9 protein-coding genes are annotated in these 13,489 nt (G+C 49.1%); 7 read left to right on the top strand and 2 right to left on the bottom strand.

Going from position 1 to position 13,489, the window contains the following annotated elements; genetic code table 11:
- The first annotated feature begins 375 nt into the window (after nucleotides 1-375).
- From DXT99_RS27070 to DXT99_RS14740, 4 genes are all read left to right on the top strand, one after another.
- Nucleotides 376-543 (top strand): hypothetical protein, encoded by a 168-nt coding sequence (locus DXT99_RS27070; protein WP_181885141.1) that lies wholly within the window; start codon nucleotides 376-378, stop codon nucleotides 541-543.
- A gap of 749 nt (nucleotides 544-1,292) precedes the next feature.
- Nucleotides 1,293-1,433, top strand: coding sequence for a hypothetical protein (locus DXT99_RS27065; protein WP_181885140.1), 141 nt, complete (start codon nucleotides 1,293-1,295; stop codon nucleotides 1,431-1,433).
- Entirely contained in the window at nucleotides 1,411-4,767 is a 3,357-nt protein-coding gene (ileS, locus tag DXT99_RS14745) for an isoleucine--tRNA ligase (RefSeq protein WP_115566338.1), read from the top strand. Before DXT99_RS27065 ends, ileS begins: the two co-directional genes overlap by 23 nt.
- 110 nt (nucleotides 4,768-4,877) lie before the next feature.
- A complete protein-coding gene (locus DXT99_RS14740; RefSeq protein ID WP_115566415.1) occupies nucleotides 4,878-5,501 on the top strand; it encodes a lipoprotein signal peptidase in 624 nt (207 codons plus the stop codon).
- A gap of 196 nt (nucleotides 5,502-5,697) precedes the next feature.
- Here the strand turns inward: DXT99_RS14740 and DXT99_RS14735 are convergent, their stop codons facing one another.
- Nucleotides 5,698-6,303, bottom strand: a complete 606-nt coding sequence (locus DXT99_RS14735) for an HAD family hydrolase (RefSeq protein ID WP_115566337.1) — start codon at nucleotides 6,301-6,303, stop codon at nucleotides 5,698-5,700.
- 194 nt (nucleotides 6,304-6,497) lie between these two features.
- Here DXT99_RS14735 and DXT99_RS14730 point away from each other — a divergent pair, with 194 nt between their 5' ends.
- Entirely contained in the window at nucleotides 6,498-8,363 is a 1,866-nt protein-coding gene (locus DXT99_RS14730) for an ABC transporter ATP-binding protein (protein ID WP_181885139.1), read from the top strand.
- A gap of 30 nt (nucleotides 8,364-8,393) precedes the next feature.
- On the opposite strand, the gene DXT99_RS14725 is transcribed toward DXT99_RS14730, so the two are convergent.
- The gene (locus DXT99_RS14725; RefSeq protein WP_115566336.1) at nucleotides 8,394-9,821 is read right to left on the bottom strand and encodes a hypothetical protein; all 1,428 of its coding nucleotides are present in this window, start codon (nucleotides 9,819-9,821) and stop codon (nucleotides 8,394-8,396) included.
- Between the two features lie 328 nt (nucleotides 9,822-10,149).
- Here DXT99_RS14725 and rnr point away from each other — a divergent pair, with 328 nt between their 5' ends.
- Together rnr and DXT99_RS14715 are read left to right on the top strand one after the other, a co-directional pair.
- Nucleotides 10,150-12,420: a ribonuclease R gene (rnr, locus tag DXT99_RS14720; protein WP_115566335.1), complete on the top strand. Its 2,271-nt coding sequence runs from the start codon at nucleotides 10,150-10,152 to the stop codon at nucleotides 12,418-12,420.
- 10 nt (nucleotides 12,421-12,430) lie between these two features.
- Nucleotides 12,431-13,405, top strand: a complete 975-nt coding sequence (locus tag DXT99_RS14715) for a polyprenyl synthetase family protein (protein ID WP_115566334.1) — start codon at nucleotides 12,431-12,433, stop codon at nucleotides 13,403-13,405.
- Nucleotides 13,406-13,489: the final 84 nt, after the last annotated feature.

The raw sequence follows: 13,489 nt of genomic DNA, 5'->3' as shown, positions 1-13,489 counted from the left end.
ACATGGACCTAAGGATGCAGCAACAAAATAGGAGTGAATTTGAAATCAGCATGCCAATTTTTATGACTTTTGCTCTAACTTCAACAATTAAGATGCTGCTCAGCCTGGAGTAAGGGTAGCTTTGGGTAAGTTGTGTAGCTGGTGTGAGGGTGGCAAGTTTGTGGATATGTAACAGGTGAAGGATACAATAAAATGTGTGGATAAATAAGAAGTGATCTGATACACAGCCTTGTGTAATGTGTAAAACTAAAAGTTATACACATTACAGTATAAGTCAGTAATGCAATTTTACTCATACAGAAGTAGCCTTCACTAACTAGCAATATATACAAAGGGGCAATGTCCGTATACATAGGTGAACCAAAACCAAAAGCTATGAGCAACTCGAAATCAGATAAAGACAACAACAGTTTAAAAGAGAACAACCCATGCTGGAAAGGCTATGAACCTGTAGGCATGAAAGAGAAGGACGGGAAGGAGGTACCGAACTGTGTGCCGAAAAACGATTCGTCTAAATCGTCCTCTTCAAAAAAGATAAGTTAACAAAACTATATAACGCGAAAAAATAGCCTCAGCCCAGCTGGGGCTATTTTTTTGGCCGTTCCAGTGAATGCTTTATTCAGCAGACAGTAAAACAGCTTAAGGAGAGCTCCTGAAACCTTACCTACACGTTTGGTGAATGTTAGCCGCAGAAATGGGCAAAATTACCTACCTTTGCGAATTATAGTGAGCTAACATGGAATAAGATAGCCATTTAATATGTTTACCATAGCGGCGCAAGCTACAAAACAATAATTTTCACGACTGCTTGATGCCATTTTTATAACACTGATGACCATGGATGTGCTGTGATGGCGATGAGTATATACAAAATGCTGCTAACAGGATGATTTAAACCTTTGTATGTTCAGCTGTTCCTTCCTTCAGAGATGCTGGAACCGTGAATTGAAAAAGAGCCTGCAAAGCAGTGGGGAATTTAACTAGTAACTCAAGTTACGATAATTTTTTTGTATCTGAATGAATCCACCCCTAACCCTTCCGGGGAGGGGAATCTTCCTTCTAGGCCAAAATTCCCCTCCTCGGAGGGGTAGGGGTGGGTATTCAACGGTAGCGAAACAGTGAAATGTTAAAATTGCAACTTGAGTTAGCTGCTTTAATGTAGCTCTCAATGCGCTCGAAAGGGCATAACAATAAAATCTGTAAGCTGACGGCATTGGTGAACTTATGGGTGGCGTGATTTATAAACCTAATAATCTTGCCTACCTTGCTAATAAGTTTCAACAGCGGCAAGTATGAGCGGAACGCTTACGCCTGCCTTGATGGAGCAGATTGATGAGGCGTATTTAAAACAAGATGATGAAGAGCTGGATTTAGCTCAACTAAGATTAAAGTTAGAAGAAGAACCTGAAAATGGTAAAGTACAACGAGTATAAACAACTGAACTACGCCAAAGTAGGCGAGGACGTACTGGCGTTCTGGAAGCAGAACAACATCTTTGAGAAGTCAGTGGCGACCCGCGAAGGCAACGAGAACTTCGTGTTTTATGAAGGACCGCCATCTGCCAACGGCAAGCCGGGCATTCACCACGTAATGGCGCGTGCGGTAAAAGACATCTTCTGCCGCTATAAAACCCTGAAAGGATTCCAGGTAAACCGCAAAGGCGGCTGGGATACCCATGGCCTGCCAATTGAGCTGCAGGTAGAGAAAGAGCTGGGCATTACAAAAGAGGATATCGGCAAAACGATTTCGGTAGAAGAGTATAACCAGCGTTGTCGTGAAACAGTGATGCGTTTCAAGCACCAGTGGGACGACCTGACTGAGAAGATGGGTTATTGGGTAGACCTGAACAACCCCTACATCACCTTCGAGAACGAGTACATCGAGTCTTGCTGGGCGCTGCTGAAGCGCCTTTACGACAAAGGCTACTTATATAAAGGCTATACCATCCAGCCCTATTCTCCGGGAGCAGGTACCGGCCTAAGCTCGCACGAGCTGAACCAGCCGGGTTGCTACCAGATGGTGAAGGATACCACGGTTGTGGCGCAGTTTGAGGTGAAGCAAATCACCCGTAACATGTTCCTGTTCGAGAACGAGGACGAAAAGGTATACTTCCTTGCCTGGACGACGACGCCCTGGACGCTTCCGGCCAACACGGCACTGGCGGTGGGCAAAGGTATCAAGTATGTGAAGGTGAAATCCTTCAACCCTTATACCTTCGAGCCAATCTCTGTTATACTGGGTAAAGACCTTATCGGCCGCTACTTTAATCCGAAAGCCGCTGACCTGGCGCTGGAAGATTACAAGCCGGGCGACAAGCTGATTCCTTATAAAGTAATAGAGGAGTACAAAGGCAGCGATTTGACAGGTGTAGAGTATCACCAGCTGATGCCGTACGTGCAACCTGACAAGCCTGCCTTCCGGGTAGTAATAGGTGATTTCGTGACGACAGAGGATGGTACCGGTATCGTGCACATCTCCCCAACCTTTGGTGCGGACGACTTTAAAGTGGCGATGCAGAACGATATACCGGCCTTGTTGGTAACCGACGAAAACGGCAAACCCATGCCGCTGGTAGACAAGCAGGGCCGCTTCGTGAAAGAAGTAACGGACTTCGCCGGCATGTACGTGAAGAACTACACCGGCGAAGACGAAACCGGAGCAGACTATAAGCCAACGGATGTTAAGATTGCCATCAAACTAAAAGAAGAGAACAAAGCCTTTAAAGTAGAGAAGTACGAGCACACCTACCCGCACTGCTGGCGTACGGATAAGCCGGTGCTTTACTACCCGCTGGATAGCTGGTTCATCAAAACCACAGCGGTAAAAGACAGGTTGATTGAGCTGAACAAGACCATCAACTGGAAGCCGGAGTCTACCGGTACAGGCCGTTTTGGTAACTGGCTCGAGAACCTCGTTGACTGGAACCTGTCGCGCTCCCGCTACTGGGGAACGCCACTGCCTATCTGGAGAACAGAAGACGGGGATGAGGAAATCTGCATCGGCTCTATTGCGCAGCTGCACGAGGAGATGGCTAAAGCAGTGGATGCTGGTGTGATGGATGCTTCTGTAGAGATAAACGACCTGCACCGCCCTTACGTGGATAATATCATTTTGGTGAGCAAGTCTGGTAAGCCAATGCACAGAGAGACAGACCTTATCGACGTATGGTTCGACTCTGGCGCCATGCCTTATGCACAGTGGCACTACCCGCTGGAGAACAAGGAAACGTTTGAGCAGAACTTCCCGGCAGACTACATCGCAGAAGGTGTGGACCAGACACGCGGCTGGTTCTTTACACTGCACGCCCTGGCGGTGATGCTGGAAGACAGCGTGGCTTACAAAAACGTGATTGCAAACGGACTGGTGCTCGATAAGAACGGCAACAAGATGAGCAAGCGCCTTGGCAATGCCATCGACCCGTTTGAGATGATAAACCAGTACGGCCCGGATGCAGTGCGCTGGTACATGATTGCGAATGCACCGCCTTGGGACAACCTGAAGTTCAACCCGGAAGGGGTGGTAGAGACGCAGCGTCGTTTCTTCGGAACGTTGCAAAACACCTACTCCTTCTTCGCCCTGTACGCCAACCTCGACAATTTTACCTATGCCGAGAACGATGTGCCGCTGAAAAGAAGAACAGAGAGTGACCGCTGGATTATTTCCAAGCTGAACACGCTGGTGCAGGAAGTAGACGGCTACCTGGCCGACTACGACCCAACCAAAGCAGCCCGTGCCATTCAGGATTTCGTGATTGATGACCTGAGCAACTGGTATGTGCGCCTGAACCGCAAGCGTTTCTGGAAAGGCGAGTACAACGAAGACAAGATGGCGGCTTACCAGACGTTGTATACCTGTCTGGAGACCATCGCCAAGCTGATATCCCCAATCGCGCCATTCTACGCTGAACAACTGTTCCGCGACCTGAACAGCGTGAGTGGCAAAAACAAGGTAGAGTCGGTGCATCTGGCTGATTTCCCTGTGGTAGCAGAAGGTGCGATTGACAAAGACCTGGAGGAGCGTATGCAACTGGCCCAGACTGTATCGTCTCTGGTGCACTCGCTGCGCAAGAAGGAGATGATAAAAGTACGCCAGCCGCTGCAGCGCATCCTGATACCGGTGTTGAACGAGCATACGAAACAGCAGATTCAGGCCGTTGAAGATCTGATCATGAGTGAGGTGAACGTGAAGGCTGTGGAGTACATCGATGATACGTCCGGTATTCTCGTGAAGAAGATCAAGCCGAACTTCAAGAAGCTAGGTCAGGTATTTGGGCCGAAGATGAAGCTGGTGGCTGCCGCTGTACAGCAAATGGATCAGGCAGACATCGCTACGTTAGAGCGTGAAGGCGGCTTTGAAATCATGCTGAACGATGACGAAACAGCTGTGCTAACGCCGGACGATGTAGAGATTTCTTCTGAGGACATACCGGGCTGGCTGGTGGCCAATGAAGGCAAGCTGACCGTGGCACTGGATATCACACTCACAGAGGAACTGAAGCAGGAGGGTATTGCCCGTGACCTGGTGAACCGCATCCAGAACCTGCGCAAGGACAGTAACCTGGAGGTGCAGGATAAAATCCAAATCACGATGCAGCGTGCAGAGCCAGAGGTAAACGCCGCCGTAACAAACTACAGCGACTATATCTGTGCCGAAACGCAGGCCCTGAAGCTGGACTTAGTAGACGAGATAGAAGATGCGACACTTTTAGATATTGACGACTATAAAGTGAACATCAACATTCAAACAGTAGAGAACACTGTTATCTAAATTAAAGAAAAGCACCGGAGGGAATTTTTCTTTCCGGTGCTTTTACACTTTAAGAAGTACATTTGCAGCGGTTCTCACCCTTACAAAATCCGTCTGCTTAACACATGCATATGAAATACCTGAAATATTATCTTGCCGCACTTGCCGTTATCATGGTTGATCAGGCTGTGAAGCTGATTGTACACTATAATATGGAAATGGGCTTGCCAGGCGAGATATACCTGATAGGCGATTGGCTGAAGCTGCACTACACGCTGAATCCAGGTATGGCCTTTGGGGTGGAGTTAGGCTCTGACTACGGGAAGCTTATCCTGACCCTCTTCCGCCTGGTAGCCATGTTCGGAATTGGCTACTACCTCTACTACCTGGTAAAGCACCGGGCACCAAAAGGCCTTATCTGGTGTATTTCCCTTATTCTGGGCGGTGCCATTGGCAATCTGATTGACAGTACCTTTTACGGTGTTTGGTTTGACAATGCCCCGTATGGTGCCGTAACCCCGTGGTTTCATGGGCAGGTAATAGATATGTTCTACGTGGATATATGGGAGGGAATTGTCCCGCATTGGGTGCCGATTATGGGAGGCCGTCCGATGTCGCTGTGGCCAATCTTCAATGTAGCGGATTCCGCTATTTTTGTAGGCGTACTGCTGATTCTGTTTAACCAGAAGCGCTTCTTCGGAGAAAACCCGGAACCGGAGCATAAAAGTCTGATGGAGCGGGAGCAGGGGCTGTAGTCTGTCCTAATCATTCAACAATAAAAAAAGCGGGGCTGCTCTATACCATTAGAGCAGCCCCGCTTTTATGTTGGTCGAAGACCTCGCAGCGTGCGCAGCTCCTGCGAGCGTCTGGCGTTGGCTACGAGGCAAAGGCACTGGCACAGACGCTCACAGGTTTTGCAAACACTGTGAGGTCTTTTGAGCAACAGTATTGCTATAGAATTTCTCTTTTTTCCAGCTCTTCCCGCAAAGCCTCAGGAGATGTAAAATGGATGGAATCGATGCCTAATTTTTCTGCTGCTTTTACATTCCGAAGGTTATCATCTATGAAGACAGCCTCCGAAGGATGCACATCAAACCGGGTCAGCAGTGTATGGTAAAAGCTATCGAAAGGCTTTCTGTCTTTTTCTGTACCAGAAACTACAATTCCATCAAACCAATTTAAAAACTCATACCGTTCCTGCGCAATCGGAAAGGTTTCTGCAGACCAGTTGGTCAAAGCGTACAGGTTATACTTGCCGCTCTCTTTCAATTCTCTGAACACATCTACAGTTCCCTCTATGGCGCCGCCAAGCATTTCGTCCCAACGGCCATAGAAAGCTCTGATGTACTCCTCCTGCTCCGAATGCCTGTCTACCAGCAGTTGCGTTGCCTCCTCCAAAGATCGCCCGGCATCCTGTTCTTCGTTCCAGTCCGGAGTGCAGATATTTTCCAGGAAGTGAAGCATTTTCGCTTCTTCGTCAAATATTTTCCGGTACAGGTAATGCGGATTCCAGTCAATCAGCACAGCGCCGAGGTCGAAGATGATAGTTTTAGTCATAGTTTATGATGATAGGAAGTAAAAATTAAAAGTAGCACCTGCTGTTTAGCTTAGCAAATGGCAACACAAGCCTGTCTATACGAATGCCGGCCAGTATGGCTTCGGACTTTCTGTTCTTTGGCTCTGTCAGCACAAATCAATCGCCTCACCAGGTCATAAATTCCGCATGAGGCAAAGTTTAAAAGCTTATTATTATGCTAAAAGACTTATTTTTACCTAAAGCATATACTCCGTTTACTTTGGCCACACCCACTCCCATACTTCAAATTAAAGATTTAGAAACTGTTTTCTCTACGCGCAGCGGTACCACCAGGGCCGTAGATAAAATATCATTCGAAGTATTTCCGGGAGAGACGGTGGCCATAGTAGGAGAGTCAGGCTCCGGGAAGTCGGTAACGGCGTTGTCGGTGATGCGGCTGATTGATTCACCGGGCAGCATAGCAGGAGGAGAGGCTGTTTTTCAGTCAGAGAAGTTTGGACAGGTTGATTTGCTCCAGCTACCTGAGAAGCAGATGCAACGGTTGCGCGGCAGAGAGATCAGCATGATTTTTCAGGAGCCAACGTCCTCGCTGAACCCAGTTTACACCTGTGGAAAACAAGTGGACGAAGTGCTGCTGTTGCATACCAACTTAACAAAAAAAGAGGCCAGGGAGCGTACTGTTGAGCTTTTTGAGAAGGCAAAGCTGCCACGACCGGAGCAGGTATATGATGCTTATCCACATGAGATTTCAGGTGGGCAGAAGCAGCGCGTGATGATAGCCATGGCCATGGCCTGCGAGCCTGCTATACTCATTGCCGATGAACCCACCACCGCCCTCGACGTGACGGTGCAGGCACGCATGCTCCAGCTGATTGACGAGCTGCGTGTGAAAGAGAACACAGCCGTGCTGTTCATTACGCACGATTTGGGTGTGGTAGCCGAAATAGCCGACCGCATCCTGGTCATGTATAAAGGCAAGTTGGTGGAGCAGGGCAGAACGCTCGAAATTTTTACTCATCCGCAGCACCCATACACTAAAGGCCTGTTGGCCTGCCGCCCGAAGCTGTCAGATAAACCGCAGTCTGTTCTGCCCACTGTGTCTGATTTTATGGAGGAGGATGCTTTCGGGAACATCATCGAAAAGAAAAAGCAGGTATACGAACCGTCACTGGAGGATGTGGTGAACAGACACACACTAACAGTGATCGACCTGAAGCAACAGCAGGCAAACGGACAGAAGCCGCTGCTGCAGGTAAAGGACCTGAAAGTATACTTCCCGATAAAGAAAGGTTTCTTTGGCCGCACCACTGATTATGTAAAAGCCGTGGATGGTGTGAGCTTTAATGTGCAGCCGGGCGAAACAATTGGATTGGTTGGTGAATCAGGCTGCGGCAAGACAACGCTTGGCCGCGCACTGTTACGCCTGGTAAATTCAACGGAGGGAAGCATTCATTTTGAAGGATATGATATTGCCCGACTCAGCGCAGAAGAACTGCGCAAAAGCCGCCGCAACTTTCAGATGATTTTCCAGGACCCTTACGCTTCGCTTAACCCAATGCATAACGTGGGCGAGGCGATAATGGAACCGATGCGTGTGCATAAACTTTACGCCAATGATAAAGAACGCCGTGGAAAAGCGCTGGAACTGCTTAATAAGGTGGGGCTTGTGCCGGAGCATTTTCAGCGTTATCCACATGAGTTTTCCGGGGGGCAACGGCAGCGCATCAGCATTGCGCGGGCACTGGCACTGCAGCCAAAATGCATCATCTGCGATGAGTCGGTATCTGCTTTGGACGTATCGGTGCAGGCGCAGGTACTGAATCTGCTCAACAAACTGAAGCGAGAGTTTGGGATAACCTATATCTTCATCACCCACGATCTCTCCGTGGCCAAATACATGTCGGACCGCATTTTGGTCATGAGCAAAGGCCGGATTGTAGAGAGCGGTACCCCCGATCAACTTTTTAGCAACCCGCAGCAGGAGTATACCCGCAGCCTCCTCAGCGCTATTCCGAAAGGCGAGCCGGAAGACATTATGGCCGCGCAGCAGAGGCGGGAGGCTATAAAGGCGCTGGGTTAGAACCGAAGCCCCGGCAGGTGTAGTAGCTGCCTAATTTACCAGCTGTGCAATCAGCTCCCTTTTCTTCTCTTCGCTTTGTTTAGCCTCCCGCAGCACAGGCTCCATCTCCTTCGCAAGGGCCACATTTATCTTTAAGAACAATATTATGTTCATCGGCATGTTATCAGGTATTTCAATCTGGTCTAACAGCTTCACGTACAGATTGGCCATATATAAATCACCTGTTTCATAGTAGTAGTCAGCCATAACAGTATTGAAAGCCACCAGCTCGGATATGTGAAATGTGTCGCGTTCCGGGGCAATGCCCTTCAGGTGGTACTGTTTATTGAATACAGCCGGCACCTCGTCTGCCTTTCCCTGGTCCAGAAGCATTTCTGCATATACAATTCTGCCATGGAGGTAGTCGGGGAATTTGCTGCGGAGTTGCTGTATCGTCTTCCAGGCGTTTTCATCATCGTTCAACTTCCGGTATACCATCGTCAGGTGATTCAAGAATATATGATTTTCGGGCCATTTAACTATATTTTCCTGCAGCTTCTTTTTAAGCTTCCTTAAATTCTCTTTAGAAGCATCTATAGTATTTATGAGATGTCTGGCTTGTTCTATTTCATTTAGTTCTTCGGCAGAATAAGAGTTCGGCAAGGCTTCATATGTAATGGCCATTCCCACGTGCTCTGTCTCTTTCGTCAGCAGGTTTGCGGCCTGAGTGGGTGCGGCTACCGTTTTGTCATACATGAAGGCAGCCGCTTCTATATAGTCAATTAGCTCCTCCGGCTCTGTTTCATCTATGAACTCTTCCCAATCGCCCTTGTTCCAGTCCTCAGGAAAAGCATAATGATCTTCTAAATCATCATAAGCATCATTAAAATCATCTTCTAAACGACCGTCCACTACATCATAGTTACCCGGGCCAGCGTACTTCTCCAACTGGCGCAGGTAGTAGTCGGCTCTGGGGTCTCCGGCAGGGTTTATAAGCAAAGCCGGTTTTCCGTTCCGGCCAAACTCCAACTCAATCAGCTCCACGTCTTCGGTATCTTCTTCCAGTATCATCTGTGTCAGTTGGAACTCAGGGTGGGGGTCAATGCCATAATCCTGTGCATAGGCGATGGCACCGTAAATGATATTGTGTGCCAGCTCGTACGGAATCTCTTCCAGGTCCAGCGGAATACCGGAAATAAGGTCTTCAAAATCATCTTCTGGCGTGTTGAAGTAGTAGAAAGTTTTTTTAAGGCCGGTGCAATATGTATCCACCAGATAGACGCCTACCGTCACATGACCGTTTACGTGCTTCCTGGCAACAAAAATTTCGGCCATACCTTCTTCATCCCAGCCTTCGTTAATAAAGCACTTGTAGATGGGCAGGCTTCTGGCCCGGCCACTGGAGAGGTATTTTTCGTCGTTAAGAGTTGCTGGTGAAGTTTTACTCTTGGCAGGTGCACTCTTCTTCTTCTTTGCCATTGCGATAAAGGTTTTGGCGGTATGTTAACTACTATGCTGTTTCCTCATTTACGTCTCTGCAGGCTTGTTTGATAACAAGTATGTAAGATTCTTTCGCTAAGGTGCATCCGTCCTCACTGCGCTACCCCTGCACAATACCTGACACAGTGCTGCTAATTCCTAACTTATAGGTTATATATGGATTATTATATATAAATTCACCCTAAAAATTCCCCGTCACCTTAGCCATACAGCCACATCCGGCGTATAGTAAATAAACTATTTAAGTAAAAGATTGTAAATAGAAGCGGCGGCTACATAAGCGGCTGCCAGATGCATAAACAGATACATGAGAAGTAAAGACAGTAACAGAGGCGGCAAAGACAACGAAGGCCGCAACGAACGCAACAGCTCCAGAGGACGGGGCGATTCATCATCAAAAGGCAAATCATCGAAAGGGGGAGGCTCCTCCTCCAGGCGCGGCGGATCTTCCTCCGGCCGCAAAGATACTCCAAAGTCAGCCAAATCACGTGTGCTGGAAGTTTTCTCCGACAGCCCGGACACTGTATTTACGCAGCGCCAGCTGTGCCGCCGCCTGGGAGTAACGGACAAGAAAGGCCGTGAGCAGGTAAACGACCTGTTACAGACCCTGGTGAAGGAGAACAAGCTGCTGCCGATTGACGACGACAAGTTCATGATGAACCTGAAAGTGGACATCATTACAGGCCGCGTGGATCTGGCGAACAGCAAGTATGCCTACATCGTGTCGGAAGGACGCGAGGAGGATGTGCGCGTGTTCCGGGAGCACCTGAAGTATGCCATGGATGGCGACACTGTAAAAGTAGAAGTATCGCCGACCGTGCATGGCGGCCGCCAGGAGGGTGTGGTAATTGAGGTGCTCGAGCGCTCCCGCACAGAGCTGGTAGGAATTATGGAGCTGTCGAAGAACTTCGGCTTTGTAGTGCCTGACTTTAAGAAGCTGTACTTTGATGTGTTTGTGGGAGAGCGGGGACTGAACGGTGCGCAATCCGGCGACAAGGTGCTGGTGAAGATAGTGGAGTGGCCGAAAAGCCCTGGCAAGAATCCAACCGGGGAAGTAATCCGCGTGTTTGGTCCGGCAGGTGAAAACGAGGCAGAAATACACTCCATTATGGCAGAATTTGGTTTGCCGTTTGAGTTTGATGAGTCGGTGGAGGAAGAGGCAGAAAGCATTTCAGACAAGATAACGGACGCTGAAATAGCCAAGCGCCGCGACTTCCGCGACGTGACGACCTTCACCATTGACCCGGCTGATGCCAAAGACTTTGATGATGCCCTGTCGATACAGAAGCTGGAGAATGGCCACTACGAAATAGGCGTGCACATTGCGGACGTAACGCACTACGTGCAACCTAAAACTATACTCGAAAAAGAAGCCTTCCACAGGGCTACCTCGGTTTACCTCGTAGATAGAACCATACCGATGCTGCCGGAGCGCCTTTCTAACGGCCTCTGTTCGCTCAGGCCGGAAGAGGAGAAACTCACTTTTTCAGCGGTTTTTGAGCTGGACGAGAACGGCAAACTATACGATTCATGGTTTGGCCGTACTGTTATCTACTCAGACCGCCGCTTTGCTTACGAGGAGGCGCAGGAGCGCATCGAGTCAGGCGAAGGTGACTTTGCAGAAGAAATCAATATCCTAAACGGTATCGCCAAAAAGCTCAAAGACAAACGCTTTAAGAACGGCGCCATCAGTTTTGAGACAACAGAGGTAAAATTTAAGCTGGACGAGAACGGGAAGCCCCTTTATGTCTATGTAAAAGAGCGCAAGGATGCACACAAGCTGATAGAGGAGTTTATGCTATTGGCTAACAGGAAAGTGGCCGAGTATGTCTACAATCTGGGCAAAGGCAAGCGCCGACCTACCATGGTGTACCGTACCCACGGCCAGCCTGACCCGGATAAGCTAAGTACTTTCTCCTTGTTTGCCCGCAAATTCGGTTACAAAGTTGACCCGGACGGCGACATTTCGGAAGAACTGAACAACCTGACAGAAGAGATAGAAGGCAAGCCGGAGCAGAGCGTACTGCAGAACCTGGCTATCCGGACCATGGCAAAAGCCAAGTACAGCACAGAGCCGGAAGGCCACTTCGGCCTGGCCTTTGATCACTACTCGCACTTCACGTCGCCCATACGCCGCTATCCGGATATGATGGCGCACCGCCTCCTGCAGCACTACCTCGACGGAGGCAAGTCAGAAGATAAGGAGGAGTATGAAGAGCGTTGCCGCCATTCTTCTGAGATGGAGAAACGTGCCGCAGACGCAGAGCGTGCCTCTATCAAGTACAAGCAGGTAGAGTTTATGAAAGATACTATTGGCAATCAATACAAAGGGATTGTGTCTGGTGTCACAGAATGGGGTATATTTGTGGAGATCGAAGAAAACAAGTGCGAAGGCATGGTTCGTTTGTCTGACCTGAACGACGACTACTACGAACTGGACGCAAGCAACTACCGCATCATCGGCCGCCAGAACAAACGCATTATTTCGTTTGGTGATGAAGTGATGGTAGAGGTAAAAAGTGCCAACCTTGCCGACCGCACCATTGATCTGACGTTAATCGAAACCCTGAAAAAATAGTAAGTATCCTGTGGATATCAGCACCCTTTCTGAAAAGATAAATCATACATTGTCCACGCTCCGATACGGCGAGCACCCGGTTGAGCTGTATGAGCCCATCCGGTACATTATGGCCCTGAGCGGGAAGCGCATACGGCCTTTGCTGGTGCTGCTGGCTGCAAAAATGTACCACGACGATGTGGACAAGGCACTTTTGCCGGCGGCGGCGGTTGAGGTTTTCCACAACTTCACGCTCATGCACGACGACATTATGGACAAGGCGCCACTGCGGCGAGGCGAGCAAACCGTGCACGAAAAATGGAACGCCAACACGGCCATACTCAGTGGCGATGTGATGGTGGTGCGGGCATACCAGTTGCTTTTGGGCGTGGAGCAGGACAAGCTGGCGCAGGTGCTGGAGTTGTTCAGCGAAACAGCCGCGCAGGTATGCGAGGGCCAGCAGCTGGACATGAACTTTGAGCAGCGCGAGCAGGTAAGCATACAGGAGTATATCCGCATGATTACGCTGAAGACAGCCGTGCTCCTGGGCTTTAGTCTGGAGTTGGGTGCTATTCTTCAGAACGCGCCGCTTTCCGATGCGGAGCACCTGAAGGCTTTCGGTGATAACGTGGGCATCGCCTTCCAACTACGCGATGATTTGCTGGACGTGTATGGTGACAAAGCCAAGTTCGGGAAGCAGGTAGGTGGCGACATCTTGTCAGATAAAAAAACTTATCTGATGCTGACGGCGCTGGAGCAGGCTAACGAACAGCAGCGGCAGACCATCATCAGCTGGCGCGACAAAACGGATGATAGTATAGCCGAAGAAAAAGTGGAAGCCATTACGGCGGTTTACAATCAGCTGAACATCCGACACCAGACAGAGCAGCAGATTGACCGTTACTTTCAGAAGGCCCTTCACCACTTAGATGCCATTCAGTTACCCGAAGAGCGTAAGTCCACCATCCGTGGCCTGGCGCTGCAGCTGATGGAGCGGGACTCTTAAATTGTTAAATGGTTGAATTGTTAAATAGTTGGTTCGAAGGTGTAATCAATCCAGCCATTTAGCAGTTCAACCATTAACCATCAA

The organism is Pontibacter diazotrophicus (genome assembly GCF_003367245.1).
Lineage (GTDB): Bacteria > Bacteroidota > Bacteroidia > Cytophagales > Hymenobacteraceae > Pontibacter > Pontibacter diazotrophicus.
This window is presented reverse-complemented; position numbering and strand designations above follow the sequence as displayed.